The organism is Cesiribacter sp. SM1 (assembly GCF_020178975.1).
Lineage (GTDB): Bacteria > Bacteroidota > Bacteroidia > Cytophagales > Cyclobacteriaceae > Cesiribacter.
This window is the reverse complement of the sequence record NZ_JAHXBU010000045.1, coordinates 67,730-89,862: the sequence shown is the minus strand read 5'-3', so window position 1 is coordinate 89,862 and position 22,133 is coordinate 67,730. Positions and strand designations below refer to the sequence as shown.

Genomic DNA, 22,133 nt, shown 5'->3' with positions numbered 1-22,133 from the left:
CATTGGTAGCATCTACAGTATAATTCAATAGGCTGAATACCCGCCAGCCTAATGCACATTATACTATTAATGCCTAAGCCTGCAGAAGCTTTCCCGAGGCTGCGAGCATACTAATGAGCTGATCAAATTTACTTTTGTAGTAGTCGGTAATGGTAGTGCCGTCTGTTTCAAACAGGCTTGGTTTTATTACCGGAACTGAAAAGGGCAGCACCCAGGCACGCAGCGATTTGGCCACTGCATCCATGGCATTAATTCCCTGCAGGGCGTGCAGGCCATCTGAAAGGCAGGTAAGGGCTACGATCTTACCAGTAAGGTATGGGCTGGGATCTGCGCTGGTAAGTTCCACCCAGTCGAGTGCATTTTTGAGGGCGCCCGTCATGCTGCCGTGGTATAGCGGCGTAAACCAGATATGGACATCCGCAGCCTTCAGGGTCTGGCACATGCTGATTACAGCCTCTGGTACAGCTGGGGAGGTAGGATTGAAAAGAGGGATTTGCGCTTCTGACAGTTCCAGCCGAACAGCTGTTAATCCTTTTTGCTGCACAGCCTGTACCAGGTGGCTGATCACACGCATTTCTGCAGACTCGGGCCTGTTCTCCAGGGAGCCATGTAAAACAAGTACTTTCATTTTTAGCATTCTATTTAAAAAACTCTGCCTGTGGCATGGAGCCTCAGCAGGGCAGATCTATAAATGTGGAAGTGCTGCTCTAAACTATGGGCCAACAGATGATGAGAACTCCCCCGCAGGCTAAGTTAACGTTTATTTCTGATTCTGCTTAAGGTTTCCGGGGTAATGCCCAGGTAGGAAGCAAGGTATTTAAGAGGCACCCGCTGCACCCAGTGTGGCGTTTCCCTGAGCAGTTTTTCGTAGCGTGCTTCGGGTGAGTCCAGCAGGAAAGAGGCTTCCCGCTGTTCTTTTTTAATGAACATGCGCTCCATGCTTAACCTGCCCAGCTTCTGCCAGCAGAAGTAGTTTTCGAAGAGCATCAGCTGGCTATCCCTGGAGATGGTGTACAGCCGTACAGGCTCCATGGCCATAACATTGAACAGGGCAGGCTGCCCGGAAATAAAGCTGGCATAAGAGCCGCAAAATTCATTTTCAAAATTGAAATCCTTGGTGATCTCTTCTCCGCCCACCAGGTAATACAGGCGCACATAGCCCTCAGCAATAAAGCCAAGGTGCCGGCATACTTCTCCCTGCACAAGAAAATGCTCATGCCGGGCAAGCTGCCTGCGCTTAAGCGAGCTTTGCATTGCCTGCCACGCATCGTCGTCGTGGGGCACAACTTTATCCAGGTATGCCTTTAATTCTTCACCCATGGGAATAGCTAATATTCCTTGATCTATATCAAGAAATATAGCATTTACTGGTGATTACTTTGTACTGTCAGGCAAGATTATTCGCTCAAATCAATTTTTTTTGAGCGCATACAGCAGCAAATACAGCTCCATGCCTACAGCTGCATTTGCTGAAGCCTGGCAATACATAGTCAATGGAAAATTTTTAATAACCACTAATACCACTTTTATGAAAACAACTCTTTTAAAACCAAAAAGCCAGGCGGCGCTAAGTACCCTTTGCTGGGGCGTTTACGTGATCCTGAATGGATTAAGCATGACGATCGATCCTGAAGGCACCCTGAAGATGATGGGATTCTCGCCGGGAGCAGAAACAGGCATACGCATGGCAGGCTTACTAGCCCTGGTGCTGGGATTTTACTATGTGCAGATGGGCAGGCATAATTTTGTTCCCTTCTATACCTGGAAAGTAATTGGGCATGTAGGGGGCATTCTTATCATGACGCTCTTTTACTTCCAGAACCTGGTACCTGCCAGCATCTTTATCATTTGCTTTAGCGACGGGCTGGCAGCACTCTGGACCAGCTGGGGCTTAATCTATGACCGAAAGAAAAGCCACCAGGCAGTTATGGCATAGATGCTTGCGGGTTTTGCGGCAGCATCCTGCTATGAAATCCAGGGCACCTCACGCTGCTATTTCAAGTCTGGGAGATACTAATGAACCTGCGATGGGCTCATTAGTATCTCTTTTGGTTAGCGTACCTCCTTTAAGGGAAAAGAGGAAAAAAAGCTCAGGCAGCTGACTAATTGGGATAGAAATTTGTTCCAGAGTTTGAAAACTATCAGCTGACAAAGGCAGCCCCGCTGCTAAAATCGTAATTGCTGCTGTTAAAGGGAGTGATTCCGGAGTTGCAACACTAAATTGCGGGGAAGTTTTTGAAATGGCTGCAGTAAATAAAAAATAGTTATTTTACATGTCTACAAACTTAAAGAACATACCCTATTCAGTATTAGAGCTGGCTACTGTGGCAGCAGGTGCTACACCAGCCGATGCTTTTGAAAACAGCTTAGACCTGGCCCGCCGTGCTGAAGAATTTGGTTACACAAGATTCTGGCTTGCCGAACATCATAACATGATCAGCATTGCCAGTTCAGCTACATCGGTGCTGATTGCCCACGTAGCCGGTGGTACCAGTAAAATCAGGGTTGGTTCGGGTGGCATTATGCTGCCTAACCATTCGCCCCTGATTGTTGCCGAACAATTTGGTACGCTGGGCTCGCTGTTTCCCAACCGCATAGACCTGGGCCTTGGCAGGGCCCCCGGTACAGACCAGGTAACGGCTCATGCCATTCGCTCCGACAGAATGCAGGCAGTCTACCAGTTTCCTGAAGAAGTAAGCCAGATTCAGCAGTACTTTTCTACAGAAAACAGCAGCGCAAAAGTAAGAGCCACGGTAGCCGAGGGTGTAGAAGTGCCCATATATATTTTAGGGTCGAGCACCGACAGTGCCTGGCTGGCAGCAAAAAAAGGATTGCCCTATGCTTTTGCCAGTCATTTTGCTCCTACACATTTGTTTGAGGCGCTGAACATATATTACAATAATTTTCAGCCTTCGGAGTATTTGCAGGAGCCTTACACCATTGCCTGCATCAATGTAATTGCAGCCGATACCGACACCGAGGCCGAAAAACTAGCAACCTCACTGATCAAAATGATGCTGGGTGTACTGACAAACAAGCCGGATTACATACAGCCGCCCTTTGATCCTACGCCGGAAATAAGAGAGTTGGCGCAGAATCCTGCTTTTCAGCGCATGCTAAAATACGCCTTTATTGGCAGCAAGGAAACAGTGAAGAAAAAGACCCAGGAATTTTTGATGGAAACCAGTGTAAACGAGCTGATGGTGGTTTCGCACATCTATGATCACCAGGACCGGGTGAAGTCCTACAGGCTTTTTGCCGACATCATGAAGGAATCCCAAGTGGTGTAGTATCAATATTACACCTGCACCACCTTGCCGGGAAGTGATTAAATTAGTGCAGCACCCTTGGCAGCAATATCCGGATACAGCACGAAGGCTGTATTTTGTTTGTGAGCAGGACTGCTGGTGTAGGTAGCAGTGATTTCAGCCTTAGAGGGGATTCTCATTTTTGAGTAAGTAACTACCCCTTACACTTATTTAAATAAATGAAAAACGGCCATAGAATATGCTCTATGGCCGTTTTATATGTGTAATTGCTATTTCATCAGCTTAAATCTCAGGTTGGTCTGCTCCCCTTTAATGATTAGCAGGTACATGCCGCCAGACCACTCGCCATGCTCCATATTCCAGTGATGCCTGCTGCCTGATTTTTCTACAGTAAAAGCTTTTGCTGCCAAAATTCTGCCGCTAAGGTCAGAAATGTAAGCCCTTACTACTTCTTTTTGTTCCATGGCAGGAAACTCCAGCCACAGTCCATCCTGCGACAGCGGGTTAGGATAGGCCGTAAAGCTACCGGCGGCGGCCTGCTTGTCTGCTAAAGGCTTGGTACGGCTGCCGGCAAGGCTGTTGGTGTACCTTAGCAGGTCTTTTCTAACTGCCTCATAATTGCCTATTTCAAAACCGGTGCCAATGCTGCTGGTTCCGCCTTCGTACACGGCAAGAGATCCCTCCTGATCAGAAAACTGGTTGTTTCCATCACCACAGCCACCAACATAATCCAGCTGAATCTGATGATCAATGCTCTTTAAGGCAGGATCACCAATTTTGAAAGTTTCACCAGGCTGCAGCTCTCCGTACAGGTTAATGGAAATACAGGAGATATCATCAGGGCCAAAGCCTACCACAACATGATCGTCCATCTGAACAGGGTAATTGCCGGTGTTGGTGATCTCAACGAATTCTATATCATTATCTACCAGGTTTTCCTCGGTAACGCCAACGTTAAAATCAGTAATCTCCAGGGAAGCCTGCATGCGTTCACTGTTGGCTTCGTAGGCACCCTTATCAGCCTGCTCACCCTGCGGACGGATAAAGCCGCGTGCATCAAAATTATTGTCTGTGGTATTGGTACCGGCATTGAGGGCAGGACTATCTGCCTGCAATGAGCGGGTGGGTACAGCTTCGTCGTCGTTCTGGTTCAGGCTGTTGAGCCTGGGGTTGATTCCCACATCTCCCTTGACAATTTCATCTCCCTCTTTCAAACGAAAGGCACCTGAAGCATTTTTGGTGCCCACCAGGTTATAGCCTTCCGAGGTAAAGGTTTTTCCACCCTTATTATCGTAAAAATCGGTGCCTGGCTGCTTGCCGTTTTCGGTATCATCACCAGCAGAGTTGCCGGCTATGATATTGTTTTTGATGGTTGAAGAACCCTCTGTTACTTCTTCGCCATCAATATAGCGGGCGTGGGCAATACCGCCGCCGGAGCCGCCTTCTCCGTCTTCGCCGCGCTCGCCGCCGTTAACGCCTGCAGCACCACTGGTTGGATCGCCACCCAGGTTATCGGTAATGGTAGAGTTGGTAAGCCGCAAGGTACCGGCATTATAAATAGCGGCACCATTGCCGGCATTGCCGCCCCGGCCACCATCGGCGGGCGCTCCATCAGACTGGCCAGTAGCCGGACTGCCACCGTCGCCAGTGCCGTTACCGGAAATGGTTGCCCGGTTAATGGTTACATCGGCATCCTGACCAATGAAAACAGCACCACCATTACCGCCACTACCGCCGTTGCCACCATCTATCAGATCAATAGAGCTGGCAGGTGCTGCACCATTGCCGCCGCTCTGCGTAAAGTTGCTGCTGAAAGTAACCTGGTCCATGTCTACTGTAAGGCCCGACCCGATACGCAGGGCACCACCATCTTCACCATCCTGACCGTCTATGCCATTGGGTCCGGAGTTGTCGGCATTTCCGTTTTTACCTGCACGGGCCGTACCTCCGGTAAAGTGAATGCGCTCAATAGTAACCGGGCTGCCCGAGACCAGATCCAGGATACGGTCATTGGGGCTAATGCTGATGGTAGGTCCGGGCGTTCCGGTACCCTGCAGGAGCAGAGAGCTAAAGCTGCCGTTTACATCCAGGTCGCCGTAGTTATTGTTGTTCTCATAGGTATTGTCGGCATCGTTTGGGGCTACCCGCGACAGGGTATAGTTCCCGGAATTGCCACCCGGTAAAAAGCCCGGAATTACTATGGTTACATCCAGCCCGTCACTGGCATTGGCTTCATCAATGGCTGCCCTGAGCGTGCAGCGCCCGGCTCCATCTTCACAGACTCCGTCGCCTGGGTTGGCGTCACGGGCATTGCTGTCGTCGTTGGCATCTGTTACGATAAATTTAATGCTCTGAGCAGCTGCTGGGTTTGCTGCCATGAAAAGAAAAAGGAGTAAAAAAGCAGATAAAAGTTTATGCATTTGGTTTTTTTATTGGTGAAAAAATCAATGAATACTAAAAGGTAACCCTCACATAGCCTGGTTGTTGAAAAAAAAAAGCACAGCAGCAGGGGAAAGCCCGCGACCGAAAGTCTCCGGCACAAATGAATAATTCAGCGAATGCTACAGAAAAAAAACTGCCTGTCTTGATTAAAAAGAAGCTGCAGCACCCTTATGTAGTCATTTGCTATCAAAGCTCTTCGGAGTACCTGAACTTAAACACAATAGGCGGGCATTATGGTGTTGGATTATCATTTTTGGTACTGCCCTAGCTGCAGGTATCTAGCTGTTTATGAGTATAGGGCGTATCAGGTGAAATTTCTCCTTTTCAAAAAATGCACCGATATTACGGGCATTGATCGTAATTATTCATCAGCATGAAAGTAAAAAAGATACACTCATTATTGCTGTTCCTTTTGTTAGGAGGTGCATGTTCCTCACCGCAAAGCACACAAACTGAAAGCACCACAACAAGCACCCCAGTATATAGTACCGAACAGATAACGGCAGAATCACAGAAAGCCAATAACTTCTTTGAGCGAACCTTCAACGAATCACTGGAGCGCAGCCCTATGCGGCAAACGCAGCTGGGAATAAAAGAAAACCAGGACCAGTGGGATGACGTATCGGATGTGTTTGCAATCCGGGAGCAGGAAATGCTTCTGGCAGATCTGCGGTACCTGCGCGATTCCATCGATTATAATGCCCTGGATGAATCTACGAGGCTAAGCTATAAGATCTGGGAAGAACAGGCCCAAAAGGCAAGCAAAGCTTTCCAGTACAGGCACTACAGTTATCCTCTAAACCAGATGTTCGGCTGGCAGTCTACCATTCCGGCTTTTCTCATCAACTTTCACCAGGTCACCAACGAAGAAGATGCCCGGGCTTATATTGCCCGCCTTTCAAAAGTAAATGGGCTGATGGATGGTGTGATCGAAAACCTGACCATCAATGAAAAGCAGGGGGCCGTACTTCCAAAGTTTCTCTTCCCCCTGGTGCTTAGCGACAGCCGCAATGTAATCAGCGGTGCGCCCTTCGATAAATCCACAGCCACCAGCCCGCTGCTGGAAGATTTTCAGAAAAAGGTAAATGCGGTGCAGGCGCTAAGCGATAGCCAGAAGAAAAGCCTGGTACAGGAAGCAACGCAGGCGCTGAATAATTCTGTAAAACCAGCCTATGAGCGGCTCATTGCTTTCCTGGCTGAGCAGGAAAAAAGAGCGCCTATGGAAGAAGGGGTGTGGCGTTTTCCGGAAGGGGCCGATTATTATAATGCAGCCTTAAAAGGAACTACCACCACTAACCTCACTGCAGACCAGATACATGAAATTGGTCTTAGCGAGGTGGCCCGCATTGAAGGCGAGATGAAAAAGATCATGCAGCAGGTAGGCTTTAGTGGTAGCCTGCAGGAGTTCTTTGCTTTTACCAAAGAAGACCCCCGCTTTTTCTATCCCGATACCCAGGAAGGCCGCAGGCAATACCTCGACTCTGCCACGGTAATCATTAACAACATGCGGGGGCGCCTGGATGAGCTATTCCTCACCAAGCCTAAAGCCGATATGATAGTAAAAGCAGTGGAACCTTTTCGCGAAAAGTCTGCCGGCAAAGCCTTTTATTCTTCGCCGGCCCCGGATGGATCAAGACCGGGCATTTACTATGCCAACCTGTACAACATAAAAGCTATGCCTAAATGGGAAATGGAGGCCCTGGCCTACCACGAGGGTATTCCGGGGCACCATATGCAGCTGGCCATTGCCCAGGAACTGCAGGGAATTCCTAAGTTCAGGCGCTTTGGTGGCTTTACAGCCTATACCGAGGGCTGGGGCTTGTACTGCGAGCTACTACCCAAGGAAATTGGTGCCTACCAGGATCCCTATTCCGACTTTGGCCGCCTGAACATGGAAATGTGGCGCGCCTGCCGCCTGGTGGTAGACACTGGCATCCATAGCAAAAAATGGAGCCGCCAGCAGGGCCTCGATTATTACCGTGCCCATGCCTCCGCGCCGGAATCAGAAATAACCAGCATGGTAGATCGTCACATAGTAATGCCATCGCAGGCAACAGCCTATAAAATTGGTATGATGAAGATTCTGGAACTTCGTGAAGGGGCTAAACAGGAGCTGGGCGACCGTTTCGATATCCGGGAATTCCATGATGTGGTGCTCACCAATGGAGCACTTCCCCTGAATATTCTGGAAGATATGGTAAATGACTGGGTTGCCCAAAAGAGAGGTTAATTAGTCTGGCGCAAAGCAGGTAAAGCACCTGCCAGCCACCAGGTTTAAACCCTCTGTGCACGTTGCTCATTACAGAAAGAAGAGCTGGCGGTGGTAAAGGCTTTATGCCCTAAACACAGCCAGCTTTTTGTATTTATTGAACTGTTTTCTCTGCTGCCAATTGTTACTAACAGTGGGAGTATTTGTGGCTGCATTTACTCTGGTGCTTAAAAAGCTTCGCCGATAAATATGTATACACCGGGTCCTTCCCTGGTAAAAGCTACATCCAGCCGGGTGAAGATATCTTTCTTAGGGAAAATCAGAAAACGGACGCCACCACCACCCGACCATACAAAATCACTGATGGTAAGGTTTTTAACACTATCGAAAACAGTGCCGGTGCTGCCAAATACGGCTGCACCCCATCTTTTGGCGAAAGAAAACGGGAGCATACGATACTCCAGCTGAGCGGCCAGTTGATTTTTATCGCGGTAACGCCCATAGTAGTAGCCCCTGTTAATGCTTTCTCCTCCCATCAGCGCCAGCTGGTTAAAGGGTACAGTGCCTCTGTTAAACTGACCCAATAGCTGGGCTGCCAGCACATCTCTCTCGTTAATGCTTTTATAAAAGCGGTTGTCGGATAGGATAGAGGACCAGGAAAAATCACTGCCCCAGCTGTTGTCGTACCTTAAGAAAGCCAGCTCCGAAAAGATTCCTTCCCTGACATTCAGTACATTGTGGCGTTTGTCGTAGACGAGTCCGAGGCCAAATGCAAGGTTGGTGGATCCCGTACTGCCAGCCGGCAGCTCAATATTTTCGCTGCCTGCAGCTATAAAATCAACAGCGCTTAAGCTCTGGAAGTCAAGTTCAAGCCCCAGGTACAGGTTAGGGTATATTCTTCTGAGAGCCCTTTCCCTTATTTGTATAAGGGTGTTATCTACCTGGGCAATATGATCAGAAGGAGAATCAGGCCCTATGCCAAAATAGAGCAGGGGAAAGCTTTGAAACCGCAGGCGTCCGGGGAAAATCCATTTATCCTGGTGAGAGTACAAGGCATGGTCGAACCAAAGGCCGTATTGATTTTCAATGGTGTAAAAGGTAAAGCCGTTTATTTCGCTCAACCGGTTAGTTGTATCCCTTTTGGCATAATAGACATAAAGACTTCTCAACCCAATTTCCCAGCTGGTTTCGGGCGCATAGGCCAGGGTAGGGTAAATAAGAAACTTGGGTCTGGAAGTTTCAGTGGTATCATTTACCAGGCTGTTCCAGTAACGGGTAAACAGGTTTGCTTTCTGGGCGTGGGCAGGAGCAACTGTTATTAACAGCAGGAGTATTATTGCTGCAAAGCTGATGATACTGACTGCAAAATCAGGATTTGAACCTTTGTAAATGTTAAAAAACAAGTCCTGCCAGGCAGGCATTGCTCCTGACTTCTTTATATTTTTCATGAACCTAGCAACAAGCAGAAACAAGCTTTTATCTGCAGTGAACGATATAACACTAATACAGAATGCAGAAGCTTATCTGCTTGTTTTGGTTCCGGAGTATTAATTTGCCAGTACTGTGAGGCGGAGCTTTTTGTCTGCACCGCTTTTTGCTACCATTACCGGCTTTGGGTAGCCAGCAACTATTCTCTAACAGCAGCAGCAGGGGTAGCTGCAGGTTATATACACCAGGATTACAGTGGGTGAATACCCTGGGAATTATCTGCTGTCTGCTGTTCTGCCTTAACAGCCAGTTGCTTGTCGTTCCTCCAATTCCACAGCACAATACACCATTCTATGTTCTCGGGTGAAATGTAGCGGTGGATTTCTATAAAACCGATTCTTTTGTGTGCCTGCAGTGAGCGCAGGTTGTTGCTTGCAATTTCTGTGATGGCAAAATCGTAGTTACCGGCAAAATGTTTCCTGTAGGTAGCATACGATTGCTCAAGAATACCCTGGCCTCTATACCCTTTATCAATACAAACCTGCCCCACAACAATATATTTATAGGCTGATATAGTTTTGCCTGCGAATGTGATGCTGTCAAACAGTTCGAACATGGGTACCAGGATGGGTAATTGGTACTTAGACTGCTCGGTCATGGCAAGCACATAGGCAACAACTTTTTGCCCATCCTTTACAATGATGTGCTTTTCGATGTCGTTCAGCTCTTTCAGCTGCTCATAGGTGTGGCTTACTGTTACAAACCCCTGCTTTTTGCATTCTTCCTCTGTTAAAGATGCAGGAAGGTTAACTTTTTGCAGGCTTGAAATGCCCAACAGATCCTCTTTACTATCGGCAATTGTATAAGATAACATGGGATGAAAGGGTTAAAATATCAGTCTGATACCCGATAGAACAGATGCCTTTAGGGGGCTTCCGTTCCCAGCCATTGCTGTGCTGCAGCAATTTAATGACTTATTATTTGTGTGCAAGCGCATTCAGCCTGCCTTTAGTTTTCACTCTTAATGCATTGCTTTGCCGCCTCGGTGAAAAAGCCTTTGTTGAGCAGAAAGCTTGTTCTATTCATGCCAATGCGTAATGCCGTATGTGCTATGCTTTAAGGTAGAGGCAGCTTTGGCACAAAAAAGAGCGGCCTGGGCAACGATCAGGGAAACAGGCAATACTGGAAAACCGGAGCTTACCCTGCTATGCAAAAGAGCAGGCAGCTCTGGAAGATGCTTATAAACTTAATTTGCAACATTGTTGCAAATTAAGAAAGCTGTGCTAAATTGCCTCATGAAATAAAGGTTGCTGAAAGTAGCTGGTAAGCTCTGCTAGATTTTTAGTACAATGCACGGGGTGCTACCGGTATTCTGCTGCACCAGACTACACTTTTTCCAGGTTTAAAATCAATTTTTATGATGAAAAGTAGCTTTGATGTAATAATTATCGGCGGAAGCTATGCAGGGCTTTCTGCTGCCTTGGCACTAGGACGATCTGTGCGGCAGGTGTTGATAATTGACAGCGGCAAACCCTGTAACAGGCAAACACCCCATTCGCATAACTTCATTACGCAGGATGGAAAAACTCCGCAGGCCATTAGCCAACTGGCAAAAGAACAGGTGCAGGCTTACCCTGGCATTCAGTTTATAGATGCTGTTGCTACCAGGGGGTTTAGAACCCCAGAGGGGTTTGGGATTGAGACAGAAGCCGGGGCCGCTTTTATGGCAAAGAAGCTGCTCTTTGCTACAGGTCTGGAGGATGTAATGCCGCAGATCGAAGGCTTTGCAGCATGCTGGGGTAAAAGCATTATCCACTGTCCGTATTGTCATGGCTATGAAGTGAGGGGGCAGAAAACAGCAATACTGGCAAACGGAGATGTTGCTGTTCACATGGCAACCCTTGTCAATCACTGGACAAAAAGGCTCCTGCTCCTCACCAATGGCCCTTCGAGCCTGAAGCCCGAACAGGCAGCGTTGTTAAAAAATAAAGGCATAGAGATCATCGAAAAAAAGATCAGCCATTTTGAGCACTACCAGGGGCAGCTGAAGAAGGTTTTCTTTGAAGACGACAGCCAGCTGGACGTGCCGGTGCTATATGCAAGAATACCCTTCAGGCAGAAGAGCGGCATACCCGAACAACTGGGCTGTGCACTAACAGAAAATGGACTGATCGTGGTCGATCAGCTTCAGAAAACCACTGTGCCGGGTATTTATGCTGCCGGCGACAATTCAAATCCAATGCGTGCGGTTTCTATGGCTGTGGCTGCAGGTACCATGGCAGGAGCCGGCATCAACATGGAGATGATCAGCGAGGGTGAGGCTGTAGCTCATTGAGCAGCGCTAAGCCATCAACAGTTCCCGGCACACTACACTGCAGTTATTACTGGAGCAACATCAGCTTCGGGAATAGCACTGGGCAGGAGTCTGTTTTTATGGTATAGGCAGCTGTTGCAGGTATGGCTAAAGATGTTAACTTTATCGCTAATAATGGCTGCCTGGTGCCCTAAAACAGACTAAGCAGCAGAGGGGTGTTGCTGTGACACCACTCTGCTGGGTGTTAACCTTCCAAACTTAAAAAGATATTGTAGAAGGACCTTGTGCAGCTGTGTATTGTAGCTCATGGTGCTTTTGTGGTGATACTTAAAGTGGGAAGCACATCAAAACAGCATACTAACTGTAAAGTCTGAAGCAGGAATGAAAAAGGTAATTCTATTTGGAGCCACTGGTCATGTAGGGCAGGAAATTGCCAGAGAACTTAAACAGCAGGGGTACCAGCTGACTGTTGTGGTTAGAAATGGAAGCAAGGCAGAACAGCTGTCCTACCTTGCCGCAAATACTGTTATTGCGGATGTTACTAAGCCTGCTTCCTTATCAGGTATTTGCAATGGACATAGTATTGTTGTTTCTGCGCTGGGTAAAAGTGTTTCACCAAATGATAACAGCAGGCAAACGTTTTACGACATTGATTTTTTGGGGAACCGGAACATTCTCCGGGAGGCTAAAAATAGTGGTGTAAAAAAGTTTGTTTACCTATCGGCCTTTCATTCAGAAAAGTATCTCTCCCTAAGCTATTTTAAGGTTCATCATGAGTTTTCTGAAGTGCTGAAAGCATCAGGCATTGATTATTCCATCATCAAACCACCAGCTGTATTCAGTGCTTTTACAGATGTGATAGAACTGGCAAAAAAGGGAAGACTGGTTACGATAGGTGCAGGTGACAAAAAAACCAACCCTATATACGAAGGCGATCTGGCCAGAATTTGTGTAGAGGCCATTGGGGAGCACAATGCTACAATTGAAGCAGGTGGTAAAACTATCTATACCAGGAAGCAGCTGAATGATATTGTTCAAAAGACAGTAAACCCAGGGAGAAAGGCTCTTCACATGCCAATAGCGCTGGTCAAAACCATGCTTCCACTGGTGAAGCTGTATGATAAGAACATGTATGACAAGGCCGCTTTTATTGTTGAAGTTATGCAACACGATACCATTGCGCCACGCATGGGTGAATTAAGCTTTGAGGATTATATACAAACCAAAGCCAGTAGCTGATATTGAATCGGTGAATTTTTGATTATCCGGTACACCCGCTGCTTTTTAAAACAAGCCCTTACACTGCCTGCTGTTTCCTGGGTAGGAGCACCTATGAAAATGAGGTGCATTGCCCATGTACATCCGCATGTGCCGTGCCTAATTTTGGCGTGTGATTATAAATTGCTGGTGTAATCTCTACAGAGGCTTAAGCACTGCTACATTTCTTCAGAATAGGAATTTCCAGTAGCGTCGGTTCAATATACTAACTACCCTGGCTGGCTGCGATATTGGGGAGCCTGGATAGAATCACGCAGAAGAGGCGCCTGAAAAGCAGTATTTATACTAGAAATCATTATTTTACGACTATCCTAAGGGGTGTGGCCCGGATTTTGGCCCTTCCTGTACAGTAAATATTTCTGGCGTGCATACGCTTTTCCCTCCACTTCTTAAGCTAAGCTTTTTACTCTTCTCCTTTTTATTAGTAGTTGTTCCCCAGGCCAGGGCGCAGGAAGCAAGCATCCTCTACAGCCAATCCAGTGAAGTGCATCCACTCCTGGTGCAGCTAAGGGCAGATGAAGGCAGCCTGCAGCGCTTCTACTATATGCAGAATTCTCCGGAGTACCTGCAGCGCTTTCTGCTACTTTATAAAGAATATCAGCAAAAGCTAAACAGCCTGGATTTCCAGAGCCTGAACACGGGTGCGCGGGTCGATTACCTGCTGCTGCAGCGCGACCTGGAAAGTAAGCTAAAGTCGCTGGAGCTGGCGCTAGATGAATATGAACAGGTAAAGCGCTGGGTGCCTTTTGCCGAGAAGGTATACGCCCTTGAAAAGCCGCGCAGGAGGGGCGCCAATGCAGATGGTAAACAAGTAGCAGCCGAATTGAACAGCCTTGAAAAAGAAATTGAGAAGGCACGGGCTTTACTTGAACAGGAGGAACGGCTCGACAGAGACCTGGGGTACAGACTGCATGGGGTTATCAGTGATTTACGGGATGCGCTTACCGGCACATACAAATTTTATTACGACTACGATCCTGATTTTACCTGGTGGGTACCCGAGCCGTATAAACGGGTAGACACGTTGCTGACTGCCTATGCGGAGCTGGCTGATAAAAAAGGCAAGGAGCCGGCTGTAGGGCAGCAGGTAGATAAAAGTGGCATTGTGGGCAACCCAATAGGGCGTGAGGAGCTGATGCGCCAGCTGGAGTACGAAATGATCCCCTATACACCTGAGGAACTTATTGAAGTGGCTAAGCGGGAGTTCGCCTGGTGTGACCGCGAAATGCTGAAAGCCTCACGCGAATTAGGCTTTGGCGACGACTGGCATAAGGCACTTGAAAAAGTAAAGAACACCTATGTGCCGGCTGGTGAGCAGCCCCAGGCCATGATGGAGCTGTATGAGCAGTCAGTAGCATTTCTGAAACAGCATGATCTGATCACAATACCGCCCCTGGCAGAGGAAACCTGGCGTATGCAGATGATGAGCCCCGAGCGCCAGCTGGTAAATCCTTTCTTCCTGGGTGGAGAAACCTTCATCATCTCTTATCCCACCTCTACCATGACGCATGAACAGAAGCTGATGAGCATGCGTGGCAATAACCCTCACTTTTCCCGTGCTACGGTGCACCACGAGCTGATTGCCGGCCACCACCTGCAGATGTTTATGAATGACCGCTACAAGGCATACAGAAGTTTTTACACGCCCTTCTGGATAGAAGGCTGGGCATTGTACTGGGAAATGCTGCTGTGGGATAAGAACTTTCCACGTTCGCCGGAAGACCGCATTGGCATGCTGTTCTGGCGTATGCACCGCTGTGCCCGTATTATTTTCTCAATTAACTACCATCTCAACAAATGGACACCGCAGGAGTGTATTGATTTCCTGGTAGAGCGCGTGGGGCATGAGCGGGCCAATGCCGAGGGCGAAGTGCGGCGTTCCTTTGAGGGTCGTTATGGTCCCCTCTACCAGATTGCCTATATGATGGGAGGTCTGCAGTTCTATGCGCTGCACAAAGAGCTGGTGGAGAGTGGTAAAATGACGGATAAGCAGTTTCATGATGCCGTGATGCAGGAAAACAGCATGCCTGTAGAAATGGTGAGGGCTATTCTCCTCAATGAAAAACTGCCGCAGGACTACAAGACCAGCTGGAAATTTTATGGTACTGATCTGGCAGCACCAGCATCGGGTAAACGCAAAAATGCCGGAAAGTAAAGCTTTGCATAGGCAGCTGTGGTGTTAGAACTTGTCCAGCTTTGGCCAAAAGAAAAGGATCCCCGTCAGTTGAGGATCCTTTTTCATACGCTGCTTAGTTTTGTGCGTTGAAGACTTTCTTCAATAAGTCGGAGGTTCTGGCTCCCGGGTTTTCCCGGATGTTTTTCTCCTCTTTTGCTACCATCACAAATAATCCCTCTATTGCCTTGTCTGTGGCATAGGCATCAAGATCAGGATTAACCTTCTTTACCAAAGGAATTTTATTGTAGGCATTGATGAGGTTGCTGTAGTACTGGGTTGCATTAACCTTCTCCAGTGAGTTCTGAATAACAGGCTTGAACTTGTCATGAAGCTGGGATGAGGTGGTGCGGTTCAGGTACTGGGTTGCTGCATCATCTTCACCTTTTAAAATAGCCCAGGCATCCTGGATGGTCATTTGCTGAATGGCGGATACAAATATAGGCTTGGCCTCTTTGGCAGCATCTTCTGCAGCCCTGTTGAGGGCAAGTACAAATTTATCCACCTCACTGCCCATACCTATCTGCCGCAGCTTTTCTTCCACCTGTTTTACCTCCTGGGGAAAAGGAATCTTGATTTCGGGATTATTCAGATAACCATTTGTCTGCGAAACCAGGTCAGTACCTTTTGAAGCTCCCTTGGTTAAAGCTTCCTTCAGGCCGTTGCCAATTTCTTCGGTGGAAAGGCTGTTGCTGCTTACTGCAGACTTTAGTTTTTTAAGATTAATCTGTGCCATGGCACACTGCCCAATCAGCAGCATTACTGACAGTATAAGGATCTTTTTCATTCTGTAATAACTTGTTTGTACCTGTTTTATTTGAGTGTAAAGGGGCTGTTAATCTAATATCCCCGGTTCTTTATGGCTAAGCCTGTTTATTGTGTAGCTACTTGTTCTATTCCACCTCTAGCGTTGCTGTTTGTGTGCTGTGGGCGCTAAAGTAACCAAGGGCGCCTCCTGTAATGTTGGAAACCGGGTTGGCAGGCGTGGCGGCATCCTGTTCTATGGTTTGATCCAGGCTGAAGAAATAATCATAAACAGCCTGCTCTATAGACTGCATCTCAACTGTTATTATATCGCCGGCTTTTAACCTGTCTTCATCACCCCCCTCAAAATAAGGCAGTGGCCGCTCTACTGGGCTGCCGTTATTGCGGTCATCGGTGTTGATGTAGATAGACTTTGCCCTGACATTGTTCACATAGAGCAGATACCTGTAATAGTTGCGGATAACAGGGGGGTCGTTGTAGCTGATGTACGGAATTTTAACAGGGTCTCCGAAGGTTGTAAACTCCTCTATGTATAAACTGTCAAGAGCCACCGGCTCGGGCATGGCAGAGGTTGCAGTAAAGGTTTCTTCCCCGGCATTAACTGTCAGGTAATAGGTTCTGCCGGGTACGCCGGCAAGCGCTGTTGTTTCGTACAGCCCGCCTCCAGTGTAGGAGAGCAGGCTGCTGTTCCCGGCATCGTCGGCTATGGTTACCTGTGCAGTGCCTACGCCTTCAAAATCGTTGTTCTCATCGAAGTTTTTGGTCTGGGTAATCCTTACCTGTTGTGGACCCTGTCCATCAGTTACCACAGCTTCAATTACATACTTTGGTGAGGCTGAATTCAGGTCTACTTCAATTACCTTTTCGCATCCTGCAAGCAGCAGAATGCCCAGTAAAATAGTAAGTGGAAGGTGCTTTATGGATTGCATGGTGCAGCTGCTAGAATCTGAAGTTATAGGAAACAGAAGGCACAAGCTTAAACAGGGCAACCTGGTAGGCCTCTGTCATGGAAGGGTTGTTCTCGTTTTCCCTGAAATTGATGATAAAAGGATTTTCCCGGCCATAGGCATTGTAAATGCTGAACACCAGCTCCGAGGAGAATCGTTCTGTTTTCTTTAGCTGCAGGGTGGCACCTACATCCAGGCGGTGGTAATCGGGCAGGCGGTAGCCGTTGCGCTCGGTATAGTAAAACACTACCTGCTCGTTGATCCTGTACTTACCGCTTGGGAAGGTAACTGCATTGCCGGTATTGTACACCCAGCTGGCCGATAGGGTCCATTTTGGAGAAAGCTCGTAAATACCCACCAGCGAAAGATCATGGGTTCTGTCCTGCCGGGCAGGGTACCAGCTGCTTTCGTTGATACCCTCTATGAGGCGCTCCGTTCTGGAAAGGGTATAACCAATCCAGCCGTTAAACCTGCCGTATCTCTTCTTGAGGAAAAACTCTATGCCATAGGCCCTGCCTTTGCCAAAAAGCAGCTCGGTTTCTACCACATCGCTGTTGGTAATATCGGCGCCGTCTTTATAATCAATCTGGTTCTGCATGTACTTATAGTAGGCCTCAGTGCTGAACTCGTATTTATTATTGGCAAAGTTGCGGAAGTAGCCTGCCGATACCTGGTCGCCAATCTGCGGTTTTATAGTGTTGGAGCTAGGCACCCATTTGTCGGTAGGGTTTGAGGTGGTGGAGTTGGAGAGCAGGTGCATGTTTTGCGTGGTACGGGCATAGGAGGCCTTTACCGACGATTTATCATTAAGCTGCCAGGCAGCAGACAGGCGTGGCTCCAGGTTTACATAGGTCTTTACAAATTCACCAGCACCATAGCTTGTGGTATCCACCACCCGGTGCTGCTCGTTAAGGCTATAGAAATCTCCGGCACCCAGTACACTAAAGCTGGAAAGCCTGGCCCCGTAAACAAGCTCGAGCCTGTCGCTTGCATTCCAGTTATTGGTGAAGTAGAGTCCGTTTTCCCATGAATACCTTTCCTGCAGCGGCGGCAGGGTAAAGGCCTGTGGTCCGCTGTAGGAAATTTCGCCGGGCACCACCGTATGGTAGGTCGACTGAATACCAAACTTCAGGGTGTTCTGCGGGTTGGGAAAGTACTGGAATTCCTGCTTCAGGTTCCAGTCCCTGATCCTGGAGGTAATACCAATTTCATTGTCGTTAAAATCTACATCGATGCGGTAGCTGTAATCACTAAAAATAACCGAGGTGTTGGAGAACAGCCTGGCATTCAGCAGGTGGTTCCAGCGCAGGGTGGCAGTGGCATTGCCCCAGTCTATGGCAAACATATCCCGGAAGCCAAGCTTGTCACGCCCAAAGTAGCCAGATACAAACAGCCGGTCTTTATCAGAGAAAGTATAATTGGCCTTTGCATTCAGGTCATAGAAGTACAGCGAGCTGTTCGAAATATTTTCGTCATTGCTCAGCTTCAGGAAAACATCGGCATAGGTTCTGCGGCCGCTAAGCAGGAAAGAGGACTTTCCTTTCTGAATAGGACCTTCTACATTAAGCTTGGCCGATATAATGCCAATGCCCCCGTTTACGTGGTACTCCTGGTTGTTGCCTTCGTTCATGGTAATATCCAGTACCGAAGAGAGGCGGCCGCCATATTCTGCAGGCATGCCTCCTTTGTAGATGGTTACATCCTTGATGGCATCGGAGTTGAAAGTAGAGAAAAAGCCCAGCAGGTGAGAGGCATTGTACACCAGGGCATCGTCCAGCAGAATCAGGTTCTGATCGGCGCCGCCGCCACGTACATAAAAGCCTGCATTGCCTTCGCCGGCCGATTTTATGCCCGGAATCAGCTGCATGGTTTTCAGCACATCCCTTTCACCCATCAGCACCGGTACTTTGTTAATTTCTGCCATGTCCAGCTTTTGCACGCCGGGCAGCGGGTTTTTAACATTGTCGTCGGGCCTGGTTGCGGTTACCACAACCTCATTCAGCTCCTGTGCATCTTCCTCAAGGGCAACATCTATTTTGGTGCCTGCCTTTAGGGTGAGGGCGTGGCTTTTGGTCTGGTACCCAAGGTAGTTGAACAGAATGGTATAGGCACCCTCGGGGAGGGTGAGGGAGTAATAACCATACTCATTGGTGATGGTGCCTGTAGAGGGCATCTCCTGCACCCTTATGGTTACCCCTATAAGCGTTTCTCCCGTGCTTTTATCCTTTACAGTGCCGCTGATGGTGTGTTTTGCCTGCTGTGCAAAAACTGGTATCGTGCTCATCAGCAAGCATGATATTAAAAGTACAAAAGAGGTAGATTTCATTTTAGCGTGTATGCTTGCTGCTGCTTTTTAGCTTATGCCCTGTGGGGGAGCGGGCAAACCGTAGAAGTATGTGCCACCAATAAAGAATGTATAGGTACATTCAGTTTGTATGCACCTCATTCCATATGTAAGCCTGTTATACAAGGCATGCTTAATGCAACAGGCTTGTATATTAAATGATGTGACTACAGCTATTGTGTAGGTTTGCTTGCTCCCCTGCTATTACTATTACTATTGCTGTTGGCGGGCTTCTTCTTTTGCTCTTTTGCGGAAAAAGCCTCTGAACAGAAAGTTATGCTGAAGCGCTTCCATGTTTTCATCCAGCTTCTCTGTGCTGGTTTCCAGGTTCTGCATGGTGTTCTTCAATTGCGTGCCAAATTGCTCGTCGTTCAGCAATATTCCTATTCCATTATTGGTGGTAAGCACCTTATTGCTTGCTTCTGTAAGATTTTTGGTCATTATTTCTGCTGCAGAAAGTGTTTCCTGCAGCTGCTCTGCCGAGGTCTTTAACTGGCTGAAGACCACAGTATCGGTGAGCAGCTGGTTGGCCAGTCCTTCAGAAGAATTTAGTTTGGAGGTGAACTGGGTAAGAGCACCCGTAGCCCGCACCGTGTTACTAGCCACCTGCTGCAGGTCGTTGATCGTTGCACGAAAGTTATCGGCCATCTGGGTGTCCTTCAGCAGGGCCCCTGCGGTACCTTCGCCCTCGTTAAGGCTGCTGGTTAGTTCCTTCAGGTTATTGGTAATGCTCACCAGGTTTTCATTGTTTTCCTGCAGGGTAGCCATCATATCATCGGTGCTTAGGCCAGTTTCTGTAGCCAGCAGATCCCCGTCTTCTACAGCGGGTGCAGCCGTGCTGCCTCCTGTAATGGTTAGAATTCTGTTACCAATAAGACCATCGGAGCTAAGCTTCACCCGGGCATCTTTGCGAATGTACTTCTGGGCGCCCTGCTCTATGTGCATTACCACTTCGAGCTGTGGTCCGCCATTCAGGGAGCCTTCATTAAAGCGTATTTCCCGTACATTTCCAACTTTGATACCCGAAAACCAAACGTTGTTGCCTTTACGCAGGCCTTCCACATCATCGAAAGCGGCCTTCAGGCGTATGGTTTCTTCAAACCTGTTTTGCTGCCCGCCTAAAGTGAATATTCCGGCCACTAAAATGGCTATGGAGATCAATACAAAAATCCCTACAAATACCGAACGCTTGTTTTCTGCTGTATTCATCTTTCTATGTTTTATTGGGGTGCCGGTTATGAACGAAACGCTAAAGAGCCGGCATTTGGTGTTTTTTTAGTGTATTAGTTAGCCTATTACTCAACAAAGTTGTAGTCATAGAAAAGCTTTACCCGCTCATCTTCTGTGTGGGCAAATATGTCTGCAAAGGTACCGTTGTAACGGAACTGCCCGTCCAGCAGCATCATAATTCTGTCGCCGGTGGTTTTGGCACAGGTAAGGTCGTGCGTAATAATGATAGAAGAGGTATGAAATCTTGCCTGAACCTCGTTAATAAGCTTGTTAATTTCAATACAGGTAATGGGGTCCAGGCCCGCGGTGGGCTCATCGTACAGCATGATCTCCGGTTTCAGGATCAGGGTTCTGGCAATGCCAATGCGTTTGCGTTGCCCGCCCGATAGCTCTGCAGGCATCTGGTCAATTGCCTGCAAAAGGCCTACCGCCTCCAGGATCATCTCTACATTGCTGTTGATCTCTTTACGGCTTAAGTTTTTAACATGCCTCTTCAGGGGAAACTCCAGGTTCTCCCGCACCGACATACTATCGTAAAGGGCGCTGTTCTGGAAAGAAAATCCCAGTTTCAGGCGAATGCTGTCAAGCTTTCTTTCGGAGATTTTAGTGATCTCCTGTCCCAGTACGTTCACAGTGCCTTCGTCGGCCTTTAGCAGGCCTGCAATAATTTTGATCAGTACTGATTTTCCCGTACCGGAACGGCCCAGCACTACCAGGTTTTCGCCCTGCCGCAACTCCATATCCACACCTTTAAGCACATCAAAATCATCGAAAGATTTTTTCAGGCCCCTGATGGAAATCACCTGGTGCTGATGATTGATCTTTGAAAATATTTCCTTCATAGCTGCTGCTTATTGAAAACGAATTGCATTGATGATCTGCATGGCCAGCAATTCCTCAACAAAGATCAGGAACATGGCAATTACCACAGAGGTATTGGCAGCTTTGCCTACACCCTGGGTGCCATTGCTGGAGGTATAGCCTTTGTAGCAGCCTACAATGCCAATGGTAAAGCCAAAGAAAAAGGCCTTGATGATGGAGGAAAACACATCCAGGTAGGTAATGGCTTCAAATACCTGCTCAAAAAAGGTTATAATGCTGGTTTCTTCCCGCTGGTTGATGTTGATGAAGGAGCCCAGCAGGCTTACAAAAGCAGTGTAGATGGTGAGAGCCGGAATCATGAGCGTAGTGGCCAGCACACGGGTTACCACCAGAAAGCGGAATGGCTTAATGGCAGAAACCTCCATGGCATCGATCTGCTCCGAAACCTTCATGGAGCCTATTTCAGCCCCAATTTTAGAGGCTACTCTACCCGAAGCAATGAGTGCCGTTACCAGCGGAGCAAGTGCCCGTATAATTGCTACGGCCATGAGCGCAGGCAGCCAGGAGGTGGCGCCAAACTCGGCAAGCGAAGGGCGCGACTGGTTGGTGAAAACAATACCAATGATAAAACCGGTTACTGAAATAAGGGGCAGTGAGCGTACCCCCAGCTCGTAACACTGGTTAACAACTTCCCTGAACTCGTAAGGAGGCAGGAAGGCTTCTTTGAAGAAGCGTAGAACAAATAAGTAGATGTCATTTAGTTTTAGAAAGAACTTATCTATCCTTTTTGAAATAACAACTGATCCGGATTTCATAAGTAGTGTGGAAGTATTGACAGCAGCGTAATACCTCTCTTTACACAAAGTGTACAAACAGAGGCGTACTGCTCTTATATATGGCTATTCTCGGAAA

Annotated in this window: 17 protein-coding genes; 6 read left to right on the top strand and 11 right to left on the bottom strand. The window is 47.9% G+C overall.

The features are described 5' to 3' along the window. Window positions 1-73 precede the first annotated feature (73 nt). Together KWJ01_RS09610 and KWJ01_RS09605 are read right to left on the bottom strand one after the other, a co-directional pair. Entirely contained in the window at window positions 74-628 is a 555-nt protein-coding gene (locus tag KWJ01_RS09610) for an NADPH-dependent FMN reductase (protein WP_224996218.1), read from the bottom strand. A gap of 125 nt (window positions 629-753) precedes the next feature. Then, complete coding sequence (locus KWJ01_RS09605; RefSeq protein WP_224996217.1) at window positions 754-1,320, bottom strand: Crp/Fnr family transcriptional regulator; 567 nt, start codon at window positions 1,318-1,320, stop codon at window positions 754-756. 208 nt (window positions 1,321-1,528) lie between these two features. On the opposite strand from KWJ01_RS09605, the gene KWJ01_RS09600 reads away from it, so the two are divergent. Further along, entirely contained in the window at window positions 1,529-1,936 is a 408-nt protein-coding gene (locus tag KWJ01_RS09600) for a hypothetical protein (RefSeq protein ID WP_224996216.1), read from the top strand. A gap of 337 nt (window positions 1,937-2,273) precedes the next feature. Continuing rightward, window positions 2,274-3,290 (top strand): LLM class flavin-dependent oxidoreductase, encoded by a 1,017-nt coding sequence (locus KWJ01_RS09595; RefSeq protein ID WP_224996215.1) that lies wholly within the window; start codon window positions 2,274-2,276, stop codon window positions 3,288-3,290. 248 nt (window positions 3,291-3,538) lie between these two features. On the opposite strand, the gene KWJ01_RS09590 is transcribed toward KWJ01_RS09595, so the two are convergent. After that, window positions 3,539-5,647, bottom strand: coding sequence for a T9SS type A sorting domain-containing protein (locus KWJ01_RS09590; RefSeq protein WP_224996214.1), 2,109 nt, complete (start codon window positions 5,645-5,647; stop codon window positions 3,539-3,541). Between the two features lie 437 nt (window positions 5,648-6,084). Between KWJ01_RS09590 and KWJ01_RS09585 the strand changes: the two genes are divergently transcribed. Beyond that, window positions 6,085-7,941 carry a DUF885 family protein gene (locus KWJ01_RS09585; protein ID WP_224996213.1) on the top strand — a complete coding sequence of 619 codons (1,857 nt, stop codon included), beginning with the start codon at window positions 6,085-6,087 and terminating at the stop codon, window positions 7,939-7,941. A 206-nt stretch (window positions 7,942-8,147) separates the two neighbouring features. Here KWJ01_RS09585 and KWJ01_RS09580 read toward each other — a convergent pair whose 3' ends face one another. Then, window positions 8,148-9,368, bottom strand: a complete 1,221-nt coding sequence (locus KWJ01_RS09580; RefSeq protein ID WP_224996212.1) for a BamA/TamA family outer membrane protein — start codon at window positions 9,366-9,368, stop codon at window positions 8,148-8,150. A 230-nt stretch (window positions 9,369-9,598) separates the two neighbouring features. Continuing rightward, window positions 9,599-10,222 carry a GNAT family N-acetyltransferase gene (locus KWJ01_RS09575; protein ID WP_224996211.1) on the bottom strand — a complete coding sequence of 208 codons (624 nt, stop codon included), beginning with the start codon at window positions 10,220-10,222 and terminating at the stop codon, window positions 9,599-9,601. 543 nt (window positions 10,223-10,765) lie between these two features. Here KWJ01_RS09575 and KWJ01_RS09570 point away from each other — a divergent pair. The 3 genes from KWJ01_RS09570 (at window position 10,766) to KWJ01_RS09560 (ending at window position 15,095) form a co-directional block, all read left to right on the top strand. Beyond that, window positions 10,766-11,683, top strand: coding sequence for an NAD(P)/FAD-dependent oxidoreductase (locus tag KWJ01_RS09570; RefSeq protein ID WP_224996210.1), 918 nt, complete (start codon window positions 10,766-10,768; stop codon window positions 11,681-11,683). Window positions 11,684-12,043: 360 nt separating this feature from the next. Then, window positions 12,044-12,901: an SDR family oxidoreductase gene (locus KWJ01_RS09565; protein WP_224996209.1), complete on the top strand. Its 858-nt coding sequence runs from the start codon at window positions 12,044-12,046 to the stop codon at window positions 12,899-12,901. A 583-nt stretch (window positions 12,902-13,484) separates the two neighbouring features. Next, window positions 13,485-15,095 (top strand): DUF885 family protein, encoded by a 1,611-nt coding sequence (locus tag KWJ01_RS09560; protein ID WP_224996312.1) that lies wholly within the window; start codon window positions 13,485-13,487, stop codon window positions 15,093-15,095. Window positions 15,096-15,189: 94 nt separating this feature from the next. Here the strand turns inward: KWJ01_RS09560 and KWJ01_RS09555 are convergent, their stop codons facing one another. The 6 genes from KWJ01_RS09555 to KWJ01_RS09530 form a co-directional block, all read right to left on the bottom strand. Beyond that, window positions 15,190-15,900, bottom strand: coding sequence for a DUF4197 domain-containing protein (locus tag KWJ01_RS09555; protein ID WP_224996208.1), 711 nt, complete (start codon window positions 15,898-15,900; stop codon window positions 15,190-15,192). 106 nt (window positions 15,901-16,006) lie between these two features. Further along, on the bottom strand, window positions 16,007-16,807 hold the full coding sequence (locus KWJ01_RS09550; protein WP_224996207.1) for a DUF4249 domain-containing protein: 801 nt from the start codon (window positions 16,805-16,807) through the stop codon (window positions 16,007-16,009). A 10-nt stretch (window positions 16,808-16,817) separates the two neighbouring features. Continuing rightward, window positions 16,818-19,109, bottom strand: a complete 2,292-nt coding sequence (locus KWJ01_RS09545) for a TonB-dependent receptor (protein WP_224996206.1) — start codon at window positions 19,107-19,109, stop codon at window positions 16,818-16,820. Window positions 19,110-19,382: 273 nt separating this feature from the next. Further along, window positions 19,383-20,378, bottom strand: a complete 996-nt coding sequence (locus tag KWJ01_RS09540) for an MlaD family protein (RefSeq protein WP_224996205.1) — start codon at window positions 20,376-20,378, stop codon at window positions 19,383-19,385. An 86-nt stretch (window positions 20,379-20,464) separates the two neighbouring features. Further along, window positions 20,465-21,241 (bottom strand): ABC transporter ATP-binding protein, encoded by a 777-nt coding sequence (locus tag KWJ01_RS09535; protein WP_224996204.1) that lies wholly within the window; start codon window positions 21,239-21,241, stop codon window positions 20,465-20,467. 9 nt (window positions 21,242-21,250) lie between these two features. Next, complete coding sequence (locus KWJ01_RS09530; RefSeq protein WP_224996203.1) at window positions 21,251-22,036, bottom strand: ABC transporter permease; 786 nt, start codon at window positions 22,034-22,036, stop codon at window positions 21,251-21,253. Window positions 22,037-22,133: the final 97 nt, after the last annotated feature.